This window comes from Mycobacterium dioxanotrophicus, from assembly GCF_002157835.1.
In the GTDB taxonomy this organism is placed as follows: Bacteria; Actinomycetota; Actinomycetes; order Mycobacteriales; family Mycobacteriaceae; genus Mycobacterium; species Mycobacterium dioxanotrophicus.
Window position 1 is genome coordinate 1,628,860 of the sequence record NZ_CP020809.1, and the last position, 18,226, is coordinate 1,647,085.

The window sequence follows — 18,226 nt, forward strand, 5'->3', positions numbered from 1 at the left end:
TTTACGACATTCCAGGGAGAAGTTGGACAACGAGGTCGATGAGCTTGATCCCGATGAACGGGGCGACGATACCGCCGAGGCCGTACAGATACAGGTTGCGGCTCAACAGTTTCGACGCACTGCTCGGGGTATAGCGGACACCCTTGAGCGCCAGGGGGATCAGCGCGACGATCACGATGGCGTTGAAGATCACCGCGGACAGGATCGCCGACTGCGGGCTGTGCAACCGCATGATGTTCAGCAAGTCCAGGCCCGGGAACAGGGCGACGAACATGGCCGGGATGATCGCGAAGTATTTGGCGATGTCGTTGGCGATCGAGAACGTGGTCAGTGCGCCGCGGGTGATCAGCAATTGCTTGCCGATCTCCACGATCTCGATGAGTTTCGTCGGGTCCGAGTCGAGATCGACCATGTTGCCGGCTTCTTTGGCCGCCGAGGTGCCGGTGTTCATCGCCACGCCCACGTCGGCCTGGGCCAGTGCGGGGGCGTCGTTGGTGCCGTCACCGGTCATGGCGACGAGCCGGCCGCCGGCCTGCTCCTTCTTGATCAGCGCCAGCTTGTCCTCGGGAGTGGCCTCGGCGAGAAAGTCGTCGACGCCGGCCTCGTCGGCAATGGCCTTGGCGGTCAACGGGTTGTCGCCGGTGATCATCACCGTCCGGATGCCCATCTTGCGCATCTCGTCGAACCGGTCGCGCATGCCCTGCTTCACGACGTCCTTGAGATGGATGACCCCGAGCACCTCGGCGGTGCCGCCGTCGCCGGCCACCTGACCGACGACCAGCGGGGTGCCACCAGCGCCGGAAATGCCGTCGACGATGGAACCCAATTCGTCTGGCACCGAGCCGCCTTCAGAGCGCACCCACTCGGCGACGGCGCTGGCGGCGCCCTTGCGCAGCTTGTGCCCGTCGAGGTCGACGCCGGACATGCGGGTGGTGGCGCTGAACTCGATCCAATGGGCGTGAGCGAGTTCTCCTGGGGTGCGGGCGCGCAGCCCGTGATGCTGCTTGGCGAACACCACGATCGAGCGGCCCTCCGGGGTTTCGTCGGCCAGGCTGGAGAGCTGCGCGGCATCGGCGAGCTGCGCGGCCGAGATACCGCTCAGCGGCACGAACGCGGAGGCCTGCCGGTTACCCAGGGTGATGGTGCCGGTCTTGTCCAGCAGCAGGGTGTTGACGTCACCGGCGGCCTCGACGGCCCGGCCGGACATGGCCAGCACATTGCGCTGCACCAGCCGGTCCATGCCTGCGATGCCGATGGCGGACAGCAGCGCACCGATGGTCGTCGGGATCAGGCACACCAGCAGCGCCACCATCACGATGCCGCTGACGCCGTTTGCCGTGAGCGACAGGCTGTCTGGAACGCCCGGGTTGTTGGCCTTGGAGTAGATGGCCAGCGGCTGCAGGGTGGCGACGGCGAACACGAAGATGATCGTCAGGGCGGCCAGCAGGATATTGAGTGCGATCTCGTTGGGCGTCTTCTGCCGATTGGCGCCTTCGACGAGCGCGATCATCCGGTCGATGAAGCTCTCACCCGGCTTCTGCGTGATCTTCACGACGATGCGGTCCGACAGCACGGTGGTGCCGCCCGTCACCGCCGAGCGGTCGCCACCGGATTCCCGGATGACCGGGGCAGATTCACCGGTGATGGCCGATTCATCCACCGAGGCAATGCCTTCCACGACGTCGCCGTCACCGGGAATGACCTGGCCGGCTTCGACCACCACGATGTCACCGAGCTTGAGCTGCGGCGCGGGTACCGACTCTTCGGCGCCGGATTCGGTGAGTCGGCGGGCCATGGTGTCGGCCTTGGTCTTTCGCAGTGATTCGGCCTGCGCCTTGCCGCGACCTTCGGCGACCGCCTCGGCCAGGTTGGCGAACACCACGGTCAGCCACAGCCAGCCGACGATCAGCCAGCCGAACCAGGTCGGCTCGACGATGGCCAGCACCGTGCTCCAGACGGCGCCGAGTTCGACGATGAACATCACTGGGTTGCGCCACAGCGTGCGGGGGTCGAGCTTGCGCAGGGCGTCGGGCACCGATCGCCACAACATCGCAGGGTCGATCAAACCGCTCGGCACGGATTTGGATTTGGGTTGGTGGGAAACCGCGCGTTCGGCGGTGGGGACAGACATCAGTGGATTCCTTCAGCGAGGGGCCCGAGCGCGAGCATGGGCAGGAAGGTGAGGGCGACCAGGATCACCGTGACGCCGACGACCATTCCGACGAACTGCGGCCGGTGCGTCGGCAGGGTGCCGATCGACTCGGGTGTGCTGCCTTGGGCGGCAAGCGAACCCGCCAGTGCCAACACGAGGACGATGGGCAGGAACCGGCCGAACACCATCGCCAGCCCCAGCGCGGTGTTGTACCACTCGGTGTTGACGCTGATGCCGGCGAAGGCCGAGCCGTTGTTGTTGGCCGCGGAGGTGAAGGCGTAGAGCACCTCACTGAGGCCGTGCGGTCCGGTGTTGAGCATCCCGGCGCGTTGACCCGGCATGGCCATGGCCACCGCGGTGCCGGTCAGCACGATCAGCGGCGTGACCAGGAAATAGCTTGCCGCCAGCTTGATTTCGCGCGGTGTGATCTTCTTTCCCAGGTACTCCGGGGTCCGTCCGACCATCAGCCCGGCGACGAACACGGTGATGATCGCGAGGATCAGCATGCCGTACAGGCCCGATCCGACACCGCCCGGCGCGACCTCGCCGAGCTGCATGTTGAACATCGTCATCATGCCGCCGAGGCTCGTGTAGGAGTCGTGGAACGAGTCGACCGCACCGGTGGAGGTCAGCGTCGTCGCCGAGGCGAACACCGCCGAATCCGCCACGCCGAAGCGCTGTTCGACGCCCTCCATGGCACTTCCGACGGCGCTGGGCACAGTGCCGTGATGCTGCAGCTGGAACCACATCATGAAGCTGGTGCTCAGCAGGGCGATGACGCCCATCACCGCGGCGATGGCGTAACCCTGCTTTCGGCTGTCGACCATCCGGCCGAACGTGCGCGGCAGCGAGAACGGGATGAGCAGAATCAGGAAGATCTCGACCCAGTTGGTCCACGTGGTCGGGTTCTCGAACGGGTGCGACGAGTTGGCGTTGTAGAAACCGCCGCCGTTGGTGCCGAGTTCCTTGATGACCTCCTGGCTGGCGACCGGTCCGCCGGGGATGGTCTGTTGCGCGCCGCTGAGCGTGGTAACCAGCTGGTCGTGCAACGCGAAGTTCTGGATGGCGCCGCCGGCGATGAGCACGATGGCACCGATAATCGAAATCGGCAGCAGGATACGGATACTGCCGCGCACCAGGTCGGCCCAGAAGTTGCCGAGGTCGCCGGTGTGCCGACGCGCGAATCCGCGTACCAGGGCCACGGCGACGGCCATGCCGACGGCGGCGGAGACGAAGTTCTGTACCGCCAGCCCGGCCATCTGCACGAGGTGGCCCTGCGTGGTTTCGCCGGAGTAGGCCTGCCAGTTGGTGTTGGTGACGAAGCTGACGGCGGTGTTCCACGCCAGCGCGGGGGTCATCGGGGTGGCCGGATCGTGAAGGTGCAGCGGCAGCTTGCCCTGGACCAACTGGAAGATGAATAGGACCAGGATGCTGACGGCCGAGAACGCGAGCACGCTGCGGGCATACGAGCCCCAGGTCTGCTCGGACCGGGGATCGGCCCCGATCACCCGGTAGATCAGCCGTTCGGCACGAGAATCCTTGTCGCCGATGTAGACACGGAACATGTAGTCGCCCAACGGCACATGCACCAGCGCGATCACCGCGACGAGCAATGCGAGGAACAGGATCCCCGCGGTGGTGGTAGTCACTAGAACCTCTCGGGGAAGAGCAGGGCGGCGAACACGAAGACGGCGATGAGCACCGCCAGGATCAGGCCGACGATGTTTTCGTAGCTCACAGTCGTTCGACCAACCTCTGCACCAAGCCGAGCAGCGCGAAGATCGCCACCGTCAGCACGACGTAAATCAGGACAGACATGCTGTCTCCGTTCGAAGACACGTTCACAGGCCTCCGGCTTTCGGGGGCCTGCCCCAGGATCGGCCCGGTTTGCGGTCGGTAGGCGGGCCGTTGACGGTTTCTTTACGCGGGCGTCGCGCTCCTTTACGGTCTCCTTCCGCCCGCCTGCGGCACGGGCGTCATTGCCGTCAAAATGGCGCCAATTGGGCTGGTCGCTGCGTCGTGGGGGCATCTGATCAGGTCGTTTACACCCATGGGCCCGTTCGTCAGCGCGGCGTCAAAGTTTCGGTCTGAACCGTCAAGAGACCGCAAAATCACTGGTCACGTGGTATGCGGCGGAGCGATCGTGGAACCAGGCGCCCAATGACATCCAGTCGGGCGCGGTGGTGAACAGGTTCCGGTGACACTCTCGACGGTCGTCAAGTCCATGTTCTCGGCCCGCATGCCGGCGTCGGTGGCCAGGCGACATTCTGCAACGCTGCCCTCGACGGAACCCGAAGCGGTGCGCGGCTGCGCGAGCACTCAGCGCTCCTTGGGTACGGTCGAGCTGGCGCTTCCGGCGTCGGCACTCGCCGACAGCGCGGTCGCGCGGTGGGCCCGGGACTGCGGCGTGACGGTGGGTGTGCGCACCAGCCGGGAACTAGGGATCGCTCTCGCGGCCGATATCGCACCCATCCGGATGACGGTCCACGCCGGCGGGCTGAACGCCGACGAATTACTCTTCTGCACAGTCAATCTCGGCGTCGGAAGAATCGTGGTCGATTCCTTGGATCAGATCGAGCAGCTTGCGTCGGCCAAGGGGCGCAGGCAGCGAGTGCTGGTCGCGGTGACGCGACGCGGTACAGGCGTTGGATTCGGCTTCGACACCCATGAGGCCACGGATGCGTATAGCGCTGTATTGAGTTGCCCACGACTGGATCTGGTGGGCTTGTACAGCGAGGTCGGACCCGACGAGCATCATTTCGTCAGCCATCCTGCCGCCATCGGCGACATGCTCGCTGAGATGACGCAGATTCGCCGCGATCACGGTGTGGTGCTGACTCGGATCGGGTTGGGCGGGCACGGTTTCACCTTCGGCGACGGTGTCGGTGGTCTTGCCGACGTGGCGACCTCGGTCGACGAGACGCTCGACGACGCGTGCGCGACCCTGCGGTTCCCGCGGCCCGTCGTCACCGTGTTGGCCGAGCCGGCCAACCGCATGCCGCTGGCCAGTTAGTCGGCGGCGAGACGGCCGTGCAGGGCGCTGTGCGCGGAGGTGTTGATGCCCTGCACGGCCCTCGGCAAGTCAGGGGAGTCGAGGGTGATGACCCGAGGATCGGCCAACCGGTAGTGCTTGCCTCGCTGGATCACGCCGGCCTCGCCGGCTTGGACGTTGCGTACCCAATCAGACTGTGCGCCGTAATTCAGGACGACGGTGATGGCGCTGTTGTCAACGAACGCCATGACCGGCGTGCGGTAGCTGGTGCCCGACTTGCGGTCCACATGCTCGATGACCGCCATGTAGGGCAGGTACGGGGCCCACATCCGCTGTATCGGGTTGGTCACGTACTTGTTGAACCGAGCCAGTGCGCGCATGGCACCCGGGCCCAGTATCGATGAAATGCGTTCTGCCACTGTGGCAATCGCGTCTGCCAGTTTGTTCGCCATGCGTGCCCCCGCCCTCGTGCCCCGTGGGTATTGAAACATGTGCCGGGGTGGGGGCCGGGGCTTCTTGGCATGGTGTTCATGTTCGGAGCGTCAAGAGTTTTGACGGCCTGCCTCTGATACTGCGGGTGATGCCTGACCTGCGTGGTCGGGGCCAAGATGTGCCCGGGTACCGTGCTTACGATCTGTCACGGCCCCCATAGCCCAATTGGCAGAGGCAGCGGACTTAAAATCCGCCAAGTGTCGGTTCGAGTCCGACTGGGGGCACTGGCACAAACCTAATTCACCGGCGCTTTTATTTGCGTGCTGCGGTATGCCTCGCCGGACCAGACGGCATTTGCGTTCACGTCAGTCTGCATCTGGCAGACACGCTTCAGATTGCCGTCCGTTCGGCACGTCCCGAGAATGCGATACCCCACGGTTGAGTGCTGCCGCTGTGATGTGACGGCCGCTATGGCTGGTTCATCCAACGATGCCCACGGGTTTCAAGCCCTTGCGTAGGGCTGGAAGATCGGCTTGTACAGGTGTATGACGACGCGGCCCGACCTCTGTAGGAACGGCGGATGGTTCCAGCCCGGCTACCCGACAATGGTGATTCCCATCACAGAGTGTTCCGGGTGAGATGCACCCGGGGCTGCAGGAAGGAACATCGATGGGAATCGCAGGCGACGGATCACATCAGTTGAAGAAGGGCCTCAAGCAGCGCCATCTCACGATGCTCTCGCTCGGCGGGGTCATCGGTGCCGGGCTCTTTGTCGGGTCTAGTGCCACCATCCACGACGCCGGTCCACTCGCCTTCATTACTTATGCGATCACCGGTCTCATCGTGCTGCTGGTGATGCGGATGCTCGGCGAGATGGCCGCCGCACGCCCGTCGACCGGCTCGTTCACCGACTATGCCCGCATAGCGTGGGGGCCCTGGGCGGGCTTCTCCACGGGATGGCTGTACTGGTACTTCTGGGTGATCGTCGTCGGCTTCGAAGCGGTCGCCGGCGGCCAGATCATCCACGACTGGATCCCCGCGGTACCGGTGTGGGCGATCGCTCTCGGCCTGATGATCATCATGACCTTCGTCAATCTGTTGTCGGTAGGGGCGTTTGGGGAGGCCGAATATTGGTTCGCCAGCATTAAGGTCGTCGCGATCGTGGCCTTCATCGCCGTCAGCGCGCTGTTCGTGCTCGGGCTCTGGCCGGGCGCATCGATGGACTTTTCCAACCTGACTAGTCACGGAGGTTTGCTGCCTCACGGCCTGGCCACGCTGTTCGTCGGTGTCGTGGTGGTCATCTTCTCCATGACCGGCGTGGAGGTGGTGACGGTGGCTGCGGCGGAATCCGCCGAACCTGCCCGGGCCATTCGCAAGGCGGTGAACTCCGTGGTCTTCCGCATTCTCCTCTTCTTTGTCATCTCGACGTTCCTAATCGTGGTGATCGTGCCCTGGGATTCGGTGGTGCCAGGCGAGTCACCGTTCGTCGCCGCCTTGAACCGCATCGGCATCCCCGGCGCCGGAAACCTGCTCAATCTGGTGATCCTGGTCGCGGTGCTGTCGGTGCTGAACTCGGGTCTGTACACGTCCTCGCGGCTGCTTTTCGTCATGGGTGATCGCGGCGACGCCCCGTCGTGGATGTCGGCGACCAACAAGCGCGGCGTCCCGGTCAAAGGCATTCTCGCCTGCACGGTCGTCGGGTACGGCTGCGTGGTTCTGGCCGCGGTGTGGCCCGACACCGTCTTTCTGTTCCTCATCAACGCATCTGGCGCGGTGTTCCTAGTCGTGTACTTCATGATCTGCGTCTCGGAACTGCGCCTGCGTCGAGTCTGGGAACGCGAGAACCCCGGAATCCTGCAGTTCCGGATGTGGCTTTATCCGGTGCTGCCGATCCTGGTCACCGCAACCATCGTGGCGGTCCTGGTCAGCATGGGCATCCGACCCGAGCATCGGGTCGAACTGTTGCAAGGGCTGGCTGTCTGGGCCGCATTGACGGTGATCTACCTGTTCACGAGGCGGCGCCGCCAGCACGTGAAATCAGCGGCTACGCCGACGGCCGTCGCCGGTTCCACGGACAGTGAGCGCGTCACGCGGTGAACCTGAGTCGAGAGGCCCGTCCGCCGAGCTTCGGTGGACGGGCCTCTTCTCGTCAGTCGGCGAGGTCGTCGAGCGTGAGTTCGGCGCGCTCCGCCGCAGTGAGTGCAAGCCAGATCATCGCCGCCCCCTCCGTGCTCGTCGGTTTGAGACCGGTCAGCTGCTCGACCTTCTTGAGGCGGTAAACGAGCGTTTGGCGGTGGATGTTGAGAGCGTCCGCGCTGGTCTGCCAGACGCCGTCGTATCGCAGGAAGGTCCGGACCGATTCCACCAGATTGCCGTCGTTGGCCCGGTCATGGGCGATGATGGGGCCGAGGGTGCTGCGGACCAGGCGCCGGATGTCCTCGACACTCGACGGCAGGAAGTCCCGGGTGCCCTCGTCGCCGTATGTGGCGATCGCACTACCGCGTTCGTGCGCCCGGGCGACCGCGAGCTGCGCCTGCCGCAGCGCCTCGGCTACGTGTGTATTCATGGCCAGCTGCGAGCTGGTGCCCACCGCGCAACCGGGCGCCAGCTTGGCTGCGACGCGCTGCAGCATCTCGGTGTCGTAGGGGACGAGCCCCACCAAGGCAGACCCACGCACCAGTAAGAGAGGATCGTAGTTCTGCAGGCACACCTGCCGGTGGATGCTGTGATGATTCAGCGGCGCACCATCCGGCATGCTCCAGCACGCCATCACGACGTCGCCCACCATCCCCCGGTGGCGCAGTTCGGGCCAGACCGCCGACAGCGTGATGCTTTCGTCGATCAGTCCCGACAATAGATCCGCACCCGACGCGCGCATCCGATCGCGTTGCGCAGCATCATGTTCCAATTCCAACGCGATCAGACCGCCGATATGTTGCACCAACGGCCGGTCGGTCACGGGCAGCCTGTCCGCCACCGCGATCAGCACCACCTCGCCGGCTCCAGGAATGGGCACATGGACCGGGTCACTGACAGCTCCGCCGGTGCCGTCCAGCGCGTAGTGGCGACGTCCCGTGGCGATCAGCTCGCCGGCCAGCTGTTCTCGAACCTCCAACGCCCAGCCAGTGGCGACCTCCAGCGCGGACAAGCGCTCCGTGAACGTGCTTCTGGCATGCAGTGACTGCCAGTACACGTCGTAGAGCCGCTTGATCGCTGTCACCCGCTGGCGTTCGGATTCAATCGCACTCTCGATCACGGTGCGCGCCAACGCGACGAAGTGCAGCTCGTAGCCCGCACTCAGCACCGGGAAACCATGCGCCTCGGCAACGTCGATCAACCCCTGCGTCACCTCGGGAGCGGTGGGGCTGGAGGCCACAACGAGAGCACTCACCTTGCTCTCGATCAACTGGGTCATCCACCGGCACTGGGATGCCTCATCTGCGGGCATTCCACCGCCGGTCGTCATCACCAGGTCACCGTGGTCGAACCAGTTCCACGGATCCTCCAGGTCACAAGCATGCGCCCAGGTCACCAGCCGGGATCCACCGCGTTCACCCGCGAGGTAGCGGAGGCCCAGCGATGGGACGGCCACCAGTTGATCCACCGAAATCACCCGAGCACCTCCTCATACAAAAGTACAACGCACCCCCGAGTAGCTGTGGCGATCGCGTATGTCACGCATCAAAGAGATTTCGAACACTATGAGGGCACGAGCAATCCGCTTGAAAGGCAAGAGACATGGTGGCCAGAGACGTCGATCGCAGCGCAACGAAACTCACGGTGGGTGTTCCGCTGTGGCGCGAGGAGCGTCCTGCCCCGCGACGGGCTCCGCTGAACACAGACATCACCGCGGACGTGGCGATCGTCGGTGCCGGTTTCACCGGTCTGTGGACTGCGTACTACCTGGCCAAAACCGAACCGTCACTCAACATCGTGATTGTCGAACGCGAGTACGCCGGATTCGGTGCCTCCGGGCGCAACGGGGGATGGGCTTCGTCGATCTTCCCGGTGTCGCTGGCTCACGTTGCCAAGCTCTACGACCATGACTCAGCGCTACGCCTCCAATCTGCCATGAACGACACGGTCACCGAGATCGGCACGGTCGTTGCCGAGGAGTCCATCGACTGCGATTACGCCCGTGAGGGTTTTCTGTCGCTGGCGCGCAACCAGGCGCAATTGGCCCGAGCGCAAGCGACCGTCACGGCTTCCGAGGCCTTCGGGACCAAGGGACAATGGCAGTTCCTCAGCGCCGACGAGGCCCGGCAGCGGGTCAATGCCACTGCTGTACGGGGTGCGATCTACACCGAGCATTGCGCTCTGTTGCAGCCCGACAAACTGGTTCGCGGACTGGCTTCGACCGTCGAGGCGCTCGGCGTCGCCATCTACGAGGACACGGCGGTTAACTCGATCGACAACGGGCTGGTCCGGACGAACCGCGGACAAATCAAGGCGGGCACTGTGGTTCGCGCCACCGAGGCGTTCACGCCGCAGTTCGCCGAGTATCGACGACACGTCGCGCCGCTGTACTCGCTCGTGGTCGCCACCGCCCCCATCTCCGATGCTGTGCGCCAGACGCTGGCCCTGACCTCCCGTACCGCCTTCAATGACATGCGTAACCTGCGCATCTACGCACATCCCACCGCCGACGGACGCCTGGTGTTCGGCGGTCGCGGAGCCCCTTACCACTTCGGCTCAAAGGTCGATCCGCGGTTCGACGTGAACGCCAAAATCCACGGCGAGATCATCACGACGATGCACGAAATGTTCCCCCAGCTGCGTGACGTCCCAGTGACCCATCGATGGGGAGGCCCACTGGGTGTGCCGCGTGACTGGTTTCCGTCGGTCGGTTACGACCGCGCCAACAAGATCGCCTGGGCCGGACCGTACGTCGGCGACGGCGTCGCGACTAGCAACCTCGCTGGCCGCATCCTGCGAAACGCGCTGCTCGGACGGCGCGACGACGTTGATCGGCTGCCGATCGTCAATCACCGCTCCAAAAAGTGGGAGGTGGAACCCTTCCGTTGGCTCGGCGTCAACGCCGGGCTGCGGGCCGCTGCATCCGCCGACCTCGAGGAGCGCGTCACCAACAAGCCGTCAAAGGTGTCGGCTCTTCTCGAAAGCCTCACCGGCGCACACTGATTCAATCAACTCCTAAGGAAGAAAACAACAATGCCCTCGCTGACTCATCTGCAGAACGTGATCGCCCTCGACAACCTTGAACCCACCGGTCAACGGCCAGGTGCCGATGCCGGCGACCCCCAACTGACGACGCTAGGCGTGCCGTCGGGCACCGAAGCCCTGACTGGCGTCTGGGAATGCGAACCCGGTGGCTGGCCCGTCGTCAACCGACCCAACACCGAGGTCTGCTACATCCTGTCCGGCAAGGTGCGCATTACCGATGAGGAATCGGGTCGAGTCGTCGAAGTGGGCGCCGGTGACTTCCTCTTGCTCCCACCCGGCTGGACCGGGCGCTGGGACGTCACCGAGACCGTTCGCAAGGTTTACGCCATCTTCTAGAACACCAGCCCTGCACTTGCGGAAAGGAATTCATCATGTCCAACACCATTTCCCACTGGCGCAACAACGAGACGTTCGCCGGTTCGTCGACGGCCACGTCGCCGGTGACCAATCCGGCTACCGGTGAGGTGACCGGTGAGTTGCGGCTGGCCAGCGTGGAGGACGCGCAGTCGGTGATCGACGCCGCTGCTGCGGCGTTCCCGGCATGGCGGGACACCTCACTGGCCAAGCGCACGCAGGTGCTGTTCACGTTCCGCGAGCTGATCAACGCCCGCAAGGAAGAGTTGGCGGCCATCATCACCTCCGAGCACGGCAAGGTGCTCTCCGATGCCCTCGGTGAGGTTTCCCGCGGTATCGAGGTCATCGAATTCGCTTGCGGCATCCCGCATCTGCTCAAGGGTGGGTACACCGAGAACGCCTCGACCAAGGTCGATGTGCATTCGGTTCTGCAGCCGCTGGGCGCGGTCGGCATCATCTCGCCGTTCAACTTCCCGGCCATGGTGCCGATGTGGTTCTTCCCGATCGCGATCGCCGCGGGCAACACCGTGGTCATCAAGCCTTCGGAGAAGGATCCCTCGGCCGTGATCTGGATGGCCGAGCTGTGGAAGGAAGCCGGTCTGCCCGCGGGCGTGTTCAACGTCCTGCAAGGTGACAAGACCGCGGTCGACGAGGTGCTGACCAACCCCAAGATCAAGGCCGTCTCGTTCGTCGGCTCGACTCCGATCGCGCAGTACGTGTACGCCACCGCCACTGCCGCGGGCAAGCGCGTGCAGGCCCTCGGCGGCGCGAAGAACCACGCCGTCATCCTGCCCGACGCTGATCTGGACCTGGCCGCCGACGCCATGGTCAACGCCGGTTTCGGTTCGGCGGGCGAGCGCTGCATGGCCATCTCCGCGGCTGTCGCGGTCGGCCCGATCGCCGACGACCTGGTCGCCAAGATCGCCGAGCGCACCGCCACCATCAAGACCGGTGACGGCACCAAGGATTCGGACATGGGTCCGCTGGTCACCAAGGCTCACCGTGACAAGGTGGCCTCCTATATCGATGCCGGCGAGGCCGCCGGTGCCAAGGTTGTGGTCGACGGTCGTACCGTGCTGGACGGGGCTGGCCATAGGGATCCAGCCGGGTTCTGGCTGGGCCCGACCCTGCTGGACAACGTCACCCCCGAGATGAGCGTCTACACCGACGAGATCTTCGGACCGGTCCTGTCGGTGGTCCGCGTCGAAAGCTACGACGAGGCACTCGAACTCATCAACAGCAACCCTTACGGCAACGGCACCGCGATCTTCACCAACGACGGCGGCGCTGCGCGGCGCTTCCAGAACGAGGTCGAGGTGGGCATGGTCGGTATCAACGTGCCGATCCCGGTTCCCATGGCGTACTTCAGCTTCGGTGGCTGGAAGGCCTCGCTGTTCGGTGACAGCCACGCTCACGGTACCGAGGGTGTGCACTTCTTCACCCGCACCAAGGCCATCACCACCCGCTGGCTCGACCCGAGCCACGGTGGCATCAACCTGGGCTTCCCCCAGAACGGCTGAGCCATGCCCCTGGTCCATATCCACGTGATCGAATCGCGGCGCACCGCTGAGCAATTGAGACAGCTGGCGGACACCATCCAGGACGTGATGCTCGAACACTTCGCGGCACCACCTCGGGACAGATACCAGATCATCACCGAACACAAACCCGGGCACATCATCGCCGAGGACACCGGCTTGGGCTTCGAACGGACCGATGACGTCGTCGTCATCCAGATCGTCCAGCAGGGCCGTACCTCGGACCAGAAACAAGCCATGTATACGGCGCTGGCCGAACGTCTCAAAGTCGCATCAGCTTTGGCCCCAACGGATTTGATTGTCTCCGTCGTCGAAAACTCCAAAGAGGACTGGTCATTTGGGTACGGCATCGCGCAGTTCATTGCCGGACAGCTGTGACCGCATTTCGCAACAAGGGGCATCGTGGGCTGCTGTTGGCCACTGATTGTTCACTGTTGTCGTGCCTCACCATCGGAGATGGCGCATCGAAAATTGTCTCGATGTGTCGATCGACGCGGACCCTAACGGCGCGATGCTGATGTACGAGAGGGGTAGAGGGCCTATCCGTCTGACGGCGTGGCGGTTGCTGTATCGCACAAGTCGCAGCGATCGCACTGAGTCCATCGCATCACCGGGTCGAGGGGAGCGCGCTGTTGTCCTCGCTCGCGGCACCCAATCGGCACCAGCGTGTGGTTAAAGGAATGCCGCCAACACCGGGAACTAGCGTGTGCCATTTCGCGCGGATTAGCCAAAGTTGCTGGTGGGGAAGTTGCCGTTTGCCATGCGATGCTGGAACCTACAAGACGGGGAGTCCAGCTGAAATCCGCCAAGTGTCGGTTCGAATCCGACCGAGGCACGTACGCCCTGACCGCGAATCAACCCACCGCCAGCTTCACCACCGGAACGCGGCCTGCATCAGTGACGTAGACGTCGCCGTGGCCGTCGACGGCCACACCTTGGGGATCGGTGAGGCCGGTGAAGGGGAGTGGGGTTGCCGCTGTCGCGCCGTGTCGCAATTGAAGCACCCCGGCGTTACCGCGATCGGTGACGTAGACGTTGTCGTCTGTGTCGACAGCCAGACCTTGAGGATCGTTGAGGCCGCTGAACGGCAGCGTGGTCGGCGCCGTCGCGCCCGCCGCCAGGGTCAGCACTCGGTTGTTGCCCGTATCGGTCACATCGACGGTGCCTGTCGATTCGACGGCCACCCCTCGGGGGTCGTTGAGACCGGTGAAGGGCAGCGTGGTTGGTGCGGTCGTACCGGCGGGCAGTAGCAGCACCCGATTGTTGCCCCGGTCGCTCACATAGACGTCTCCTGCGCGGTCGACTGCGACGCCACGGGGGTCGTTGAGGCCGCTGAACGGCAGCGGTGTCGCGGCTGTCGCTCCGGCAGCCAGACGCAAAACCCGGTCGTTGCTCGAATCGGCGACGTAGACGCTGCCGTCGACGGCGACTGCCACGTCCCTGGGATTTTTGAGGCCGCTGAAGGGCAGTACGGTGGGCGTCGACGCGCCCGCAGCCAACCGCAGCACCTCGTCCCGACCGATGTCGGTGACATATGCCGTACCTACGGCATCGACCGCGATACCGGTGACGAGCTGTACGTCGGTGAACGGCAGCGAACTCTGTGCGCCGTTACCCCCGGCGGCCGGTGCGGGCGACGTGCCGCCGCTGCCCGATGACTGCCGACCGATGAGGACGGCCGTGGTGAGGACAGTCACGACAGCGACTGCGGTTACGAGAGCACCGATGGTCTTGTGCGACAGGTGAATTCGCCGTGCAGAAGCTGATGCTGGAGTCTCAATCGGCTCGGGATCGGCCACCGCGGCACGAGCCGCCTCGGCCAGATCCTGAACGGTTACGTAGCGATCGTCGGGATTCTTTGCCATTCCCTTTGCGATGACCGCGTCAAATGCGGCGGGTACTTCGGGTGCGTTGGCGCTGGGTTGTGGTGGCGGAGTGTACAAATGGTGAGCGATCAAACCCTGTACGCCCAAGTCGCTGCTGAATGGTGGCTTGCCGGTGAGGCATTCGTAGAGGACGCACGCCAGCGCGTACACGTCGACGCGAGGATGAGTTTTCGCCGCCGTGCTGACGGCTTCCGGCGCCAGATATGCTGCGGTTCCGATGGTTTCGCCGACTTTGGTCAGCGTCCGGTCTTCGGAAGCATGGGCGATCCCGAAGTCGATCAGATAGGCGAAGTCGTTGGCGCACACCAGAATGTTGGACGGTTTGACGTCGCGGTGTACCAGTCCGGCGTCGTGGGCGGCCTGCAGCGCGCCGGCCACCTGAGCGATGATCGCCACCGCACGCGTCGGCGTCAGGGCACCATCTTGTTTGATCAGCGTGCGCAGGTCCGTGCCTTCGACCAGCCGCATGTTGAGAAAGAGCCGACCGTCCACGTCACCGAAGTCGTGGATCGGGATGACGTGCGGCTCTGTCAGTTGTGCCACCGCCAGGCACTCCCGGCGGAACCGTTCACGCGGCTCCTCGTCATCGGCGGAATGTTCGGGCAAGACCTTCAGCGCGACAACTCGATTGGTCTGCGAATCGCGTGCCCGCCACACCTGACCCATGCCACCCGAGGCGATCAGTGACAGCAACTCGTAACGCCCGAACTTCCCGGCGGAGGCCGAGCCTTGCGTGGCGTCGCCGTCGTCGTCGCCGCCTACGACTGCGTCATCCATGCTGCCGCCAACCCTGCTCGTGCGTGGCCAACGCCTTCGTCAATTGAACCAGGCAGAGCGCCAGTTCGGCGGCGCTTGCGCCGACGAGAGCGCTGGTCAACACAACGTCGGTGACGGCCTGCCGCGGAGATGTATCAGTATTGTTCTGGCATACCTCAGGAATACTGCGACTCCCATAGCGAATGGGCAGGAGACGCGACGATCCCCGCAGTTCGTCCCAATATGTGGGGTGAAGATGGGAGCTCGAGCCCGCTGATGATCAAGTTCTGCAAGCCCAGCCTGCGACGAGCACTTGTGTGCATCCTGGCCGTGACACTCGTTGCGTGCATATCGGCCGGAATTGTGCTTTATGCCGTCGCAATCGTTACGCACAGTGACCCCACCCCGACGCCCGCGGGCGAGTATGTCCGCCTGCTCCTGCTGGATCTCACATTCTGGGGACCGATCACGGTGATCACCAGCTGGCCGATTTTCGTTCCCATCATCCTGGCTGTCGGAGCGCTCGTAGCTTCGATTCGCGTTGTTGATCGGCCTGAGGGCGACGAGGCCAGCTCACACACCGGTGCGACGGGAGCGAAGTGAGCTACGGGTTGCGGTGAGTCGGCTCCGGGGTCGCTACCGGGCAACCCGTCGCCCCTACGATCGGTTGGTATGACGACCAAGCCCGCTCTGCTGTTGGTATGCGCAGCACTGGCCACAGCTGCACCGATCGTCGCGTCCACACCGGCATCAGCAGCCCCGTGCCCCGATGTCGCGGTGGTGTTCGCCCGCGGCACCAACGAACCGCCCGGTCTGGGCAGTGTGGGCGGTCCGTTCGTCGACGATCTGCGCACACGGGTGGCGCCGCGCACCGTCGAGGGAACGGCCGTCGACTACCCGGCCAGCAACGACTTCGCCTCCAGCCCGACTGCCGGCGCCGACGCGGCACGGGCACTCATCGAGTCCACCGCCGCCAACTGCCCGAACACCAAGATCGTGCTGGGTGGCTACTCGCAGGGCGCCGCGGTCATCGAATTGGCCACCAACGAGATGTCTCCGCAGACCGCCGATCACGTCGCGGCCAGCGCGCTGTTCGGGACGCCGCGCACCAGCTTCTCGGGCATGCTCGCCGGGGGACCGCTGCCGACGCTGGCGCCGCAATACGCCGCCAACTCCATCGACCAGTGCAATCAGGCCGACCCCATCTGTTGGGAAGGTGGCTGGGACATGGGCGCCCACGTCTCCTATGTGCAGTCCGGAAAGGTCGCGCAGTCAGCCGATTTCGTCGCTAGTCGACTCTAGGCGGGCTTCACCGGGCGTCGGTGAACTCGGCGTATTCCGGATGCTTGTCGATGTACTCGGCCACCATCCAGCACGTCGGCACGATCCGTAAGCCGGCCGCACGCGTCGACCGCAAGGCTTCGCCGACGAGAATCGTCGCCAGCCCACGGCCTCGGTACTGAGGCAGAACCTGGGTGTGCGGGAAGATGCGGCGGCCGTCGACGTCGTGGAAGTCGGCGACGCCGACGGTGCTGCCGTCGACCGCGATCGTGAACCGATCGGGATGTTCGGTGACGGTGGTCGCGGCGCCGGTTCTGTCGAGCATCCGTCCAGGCTAGCCGCCGGCCGACCCGCCACCGGGGGCGTTGTGCTTAGCGCTACATCCAGCGACCGCCAAGAGATCAATCCTCGGGCGATGGTTCCGCGCCACACAAGCGACGAACGTAGTAACCGTCAATGAGCCCGGGAAAGAGGCACGGACGATGGCCTACGCAACGTATGCAGTGCTGACAATGCTGCCGGTGGCAATGGCCGTGGCGGTGTCTCGGTGGCGGCGTATTCGCACCACGGCCGGAAAGCACGTCGACAGCGTCACCACGCGGCTGCCGTGTGCTGAGCTGCTGCGATCGCGACAGCCTCGAACCCGGGCGCGAAGACGCTGTGAGCGATGGGAATTCCAGGCATGGCTGGAGATCACGTCGAAACCGCTCTGATCACACGGGTGGCGGCCCGGCCACCTACCAGACGCGCACCCAGTCGACGAGCATGTCGGCCGGGTAGGTGCCGCCGCTGGGGTCTTCTCCGCCGGATCCCGCGACGGCGAGGTTCAGCACCACGAACATTGTGTAGCCGGGCTGACTGAACGGCCAGTCCGGCAGCGAGCTCGCGGCGACCTCGAAGTACGGCTTGGCGCCGTCGGTGTAGTCCTGCCAGAACCGGGCGCCGTTGCCATCCCACTGGGTCCGCCACGTGTGCCAGTTGTTGTCTACGGTGACGTTGTGGGTCTGCCATTCCCCACCGTTGGACTTGGCGTGCACGGTGGTCCCCGAGGGCCATTTGCCGTTGCCGTACCACTCGATGATGTCGAGCTCACCCTGGCCCAGGCTGCCGAGCCAGAAGGCCGGCCAGGCGCCCGGAGTCAGGCAGTTGAACTTGATCCGCGCTTCCCAGGTATGGCCGGCGCCGCCCTCCCACACGCTGGCCAGCTTGCCGCCGTAGTAGGTGTCGCCTTCCTTGGCGGCCCGGATGACCAGATTCGACTTGCCGTCGATGAAGACGTTCTTGCGGTCGTCGCGGTACTGGCCGATGCGGCCGGGCTGCTCCCAGTAGGTGGGGTCCTGGATGACCTCGCGGGCCTTGGCGATGGTCCACTTCGCGCCATCCGGTGCCGAGCCGGCGGCGCCGTCGAATTCATCCACGAACACGTAGTTCGTCGCGGCTTGCGGCGCCTCGGGCGCGGGAATGGGCCTGGTCGGGAGGGCTTGGGCTTGCCGGATGGGCATAGCCGCTGCGACGACGCCGAGACCCGACAGCATCATCATTTTTCGACGGTCCAAGTTAGCCATATCGGATCACCTTAACCGGGACGGGTGCTCAAGCACGGATCGAGCGGTCTCACCGGGGACTCAGCGCGCGTTGATATTGCGGCCAGGGT

Annotated in this window: 16 protein-coding genes and 1 tRNA gene; 8 read left to right on the top strand and 9 right to left on the bottom strand. The window is 64.6% G+C overall.

Annotation, left to right across the window (positions count from 1 at the left end):
* Position 1: 1 nt before the first annotated feature.
* Genes kdpB through BTO20_RS39860 form a run of 4 tightly spaced genes read right to left on the bottom strand, consistent with a single transcriptional unit; the run spans position 2 to position 3,991 of the window.
* A complete protein-coding gene (gene kdpB, locus BTO20_RS07815) occupies positions 2–2,131 on the bottom strand; it encodes a potassium-transporting ATPase subunit KdpB (protein ID WP_087074765.1) in 2,130 nt (709 codons plus the stop codon).
* Positions 2,131–3,801, bottom strand: a complete 1,671-nt coding sequence (gene kdpA / locus BTO20_RS07820; protein ID WP_087074767.1) for a potassium-transporting ATPase subunit KdpA — start codon at positions 3,799–3,801, stop codon at positions 2,131–2,133. Before kdpA ends, kdpB begins: the two co-directional genes overlap by 1 nt.
* Complete coding sequence (locus BTO20_RS07825; RefSeq protein WP_036424600.1) at positions 3,801–3,890, bottom strand: potassium-transporting ATPase subunit F; 90 nt, start codon at positions 3,888–3,890, stop codon at positions 3,801–3,803. Before BTO20_RS07825 ends, kdpA begins: the two co-directional genes overlap by 1 nt.
* Positions 3,887–3,991, bottom strand: a complete 105-nt coding sequence (locus BTO20_RS39860; RefSeq protein ID WP_232491087.1) for a potassium-transporting ATPase — start codon at positions 3,989–3,991, stop codon at positions 3,887–3,889. Before BTO20_RS39860 ends, BTO20_RS07825 begins: the two co-directional genes overlap by 4 nt.
* Before the next feature lie 358 nt (positions 3,992–4,349).
* Here BTO20_RS39860 and BTO20_RS07830 point away from each other — a divergent pair, with 358 nt between their 5' ends.
* Entirely contained in the window at positions 4,350–5,165 is an 816-nt protein-coding gene (locus tag BTO20_RS07830) for a type III PLP-dependent enzyme domain-containing protein (protein ID WP_232491088.1), read from the top strand.
* On the opposite strand, the gene BTO20_RS07835 is transcribed toward BTO20_RS07830, so the two are convergent.
* Positions 5,162–5,596, bottom strand: a complete 435-nt coding sequence (locus BTO20_RS07835) for a nitroreductase family deazaflavin-dependent oxidoreductase (RefSeq protein ID WP_332460295.1) — start codon at positions 5,594–5,596, stop codon at positions 5,162–5,164. The two genes, BTO20_RS07830 and BTO20_RS07835, sit on opposite strands and share 4 nt — an antisense overlap.
* Before the next feature lie 190 nt (positions 5,597–5,786).
* Between BTO20_RS07835 and BTO20_RS07840 the strand changes: the two genes are divergently transcribed.
* Positions 5,787–5,860 (top strand) — tRNA-Leu (locus BTO20_RS07840).
* Positions 5,861–6,245: 385 nt separating this feature from the next.
* Positions 6,246–7,673 (top strand): amino acid permease, encoded by a 1,428-nt coding sequence (locus BTO20_RS07845; RefSeq protein ID WP_087081767.1) that lies wholly within the window; start codon positions 6,246–6,248, stop codon positions 7,671–7,673.
* Positions 7,674–7,725: 52 nt separating this feature from the next.
* On the opposite strand, the gene BTO20_RS07850 is transcribed toward BTO20_RS07845, so the two are convergent.
* The gene (locus tag BTO20_RS07850; protein WP_087074769.1) at positions 7,726–9,189 is read right to left on the bottom strand and encodes a PucR family transcriptional regulator; all 1,464 of its coding nucleotides are present in this window, start codon (positions 9,187–9,189) and stop codon (positions 7,726–7,728) included.
* Between the two features lie 125 nt (positions 9,190–9,314).
* On the opposite strand from BTO20_RS07850, the gene BTO20_RS07855 reads away from it, so the two are divergent.
* The 4 genes from BTO20_RS07855 to BTO20_RS07870 are packed head-to-tail and all read left to right on the top strand — an operon-like array spanning position 9,315 to position 13,027.
* Positions 9,315–10,715 carry an NAD(P)/FAD-dependent oxidoreductase gene (locus BTO20_RS07855; protein ID WP_087074771.1) on the top strand — a complete coding sequence of 467 codons (1,401 nt, stop codon included), beginning with the start codon at positions 9,315–9,317 and terminating at the stop codon, positions 10,713–10,715.
* Between the two features lie 30 nt (positions 10,716–10,745).
* The gene (locus BTO20_RS07860; protein ID WP_087074772.1) at positions 10,746–11,093 is read left to right on the top strand and encodes a cupin domain-containing protein; all 348 of its coding nucleotides are present in this window, start codon (positions 10,746–10,748) and stop codon (positions 11,091–11,093) included.
* Between the two features lie 35 nt (positions 11,094–11,128).
* Positions 11,129–12,631 carry a CoA-acylating methylmalonate-semialdehyde dehydrogenase gene (locus tag BTO20_RS07865; protein WP_087074774.1) on the top strand — a complete coding sequence of 501 codons (1,503 nt, stop codon included), beginning with the start codon at positions 11,129–11,131 and terminating at the stop codon, positions 12,629–12,631.
* Between the two features lie 3 nt (positions 12,632–12,634).
* On the top strand, positions 12,635–13,027 hold the full coding sequence (locus BTO20_RS07870; RefSeq protein WP_087074776.1) for a tautomerase family protein: 393 nt from the start codon (positions 12,635–12,637) through the stop codon (positions 13,025–13,027).
* A 476-nt stretch (positions 13,028–13,503) separates the two neighbouring features.
* Here the strand turns inward: BTO20_RS07870 and BTO20_RS07875 are convergent, their stop codons facing one another.
* On the bottom strand, positions 13,504–15,312 hold the full coding sequence (locus BTO20_RS07875) for a serine/threonine-protein kinase PknD (RefSeq protein WP_087074778.1): 1,809 nt from the start codon (positions 15,310–15,312) through the stop codon (positions 13,504–13,506).
* A gap of 651 nt (positions 15,313–15,963) precedes the next feature.
* Here BTO20_RS07875 and BTO20_RS07885 point away from each other — a divergent pair.
* Positions 15,964–16,593 carry a cutinase family protein gene (locus BTO20_RS07885; protein ID WP_087074782.1) on the top strand — a complete coding sequence of 210 codons (630 nt, stop codon included), beginning with the start codon at positions 15,964–15,966 and terminating at the stop codon, positions 16,591–16,593.
* A 7-nt stretch (positions 16,594–16,600) separates the two neighbouring features.
* Here the strand turns inward: BTO20_RS07885 and BTO20_RS07890 are convergent, their stop codons facing one another.
* A complete protein-coding gene (locus tag BTO20_RS07890; RefSeq protein WP_087074784.1) occupies positions 16,601–16,897 on the bottom strand; it encodes a GNAT family N-acetyltransferase in 297 nt (98 codons plus the stop codon).
* A gap of 412 nt (positions 16,898–17,309) precedes the next feature.
* Complete coding sequence (locus BTO20_RS07895; protein ID WP_087074787.1) at positions 17,310–18,137, bottom strand: glycoside hydrolase family 16 protein; 828 nt, start codon at positions 18,135–18,137, stop codon at positions 17,310–17,312.
* Between the last annotated feature and the right edge of the window lie 89 nt (positions 18,138–18,226).

What these genes read in the sequence shown, in the direction of transcription:
- kdpB (WP_087074765.1), bottom strand. Translation starts at nt 2,131, where the DNA reads ATGTCTGTCCCCACCGCCGAACGCGCGGTTTCCCACCAACCCAAATCC.
- BTO20_RS07835 (WP_332460295.1), bottom strand. Translation starts at nt 5,596, where the DNA reads ATGGCGAACAAACTGGCAGACGCGATTGCCACAGTGGCAGAACGCATT.
- BTO20_RS07845 (WP_087081767.1), top strand. Translation starts at nt 6,246, where the DNA reads ATGGGAATCGCAGGCGACGGATCACATCAGTTGAAGAAGGGCCTCAAG.
- BTO20_RS07855 (WP_087074771.1), top strand. Translation starts at nt 9,315, where the DNA reads ATGGTGGCCAGAGACGTCGATCGCAGCGCAACGAAACTCACGGTGGGT.
- BTO20_RS07860 (WP_087074772.1), top strand. Translation starts at nt 10,746, where the DNA reads ATGCCCTCGCTGACTCATCTGCAGAACGTGATCGCCCTCGACAACCTT.
- BTO20_RS07865 (WP_087074774.1), top strand. Translation starts at nt 11,129, where the DNA reads ATGTCCAACACCATTTCCCACTGGCGCAACAACGAGACGTTCGCCGGT.
- BTO20_RS07870 (WP_087074776.1), top strand. Translation starts at nt 12,635, where the DNA reads ATGCCCCTGGTCCATATCCACGTGATCGAATCGCGGCGCACCGCTGAG.
- BTO20_RS07875 (WP_087074778.1), bottom strand. Translation starts at nt 15,312, where the DNA reads ATGGATGACGCAGTCGTAGGCGGCGACGACGACGGCGACGCCACGCAA.
- BTO20_RS07885 (WP_087074782.1), top strand. Translation starts at nt 15,964, where the DNA reads ATGACGACCAAGCCCGCTCTGCTGTTGGTATGCGCAGCACTGGCCACA.
- BTO20_RS07890 (WP_087074784.1), bottom strand. Translation starts at nt 16,897, where the DNA reads ATGCTCGACAGAACCGGCGCCGCGACCACCGTCACCGAACATCCCGAT.
- BTO20_RS07895 (WP_087074787.1), bottom strand. Translation starts at nt 18,137, where the DNA reads ATGGCTAACTTGGACCGTCGAAAAATGATGATGCTGTCGGGTCTCGGC.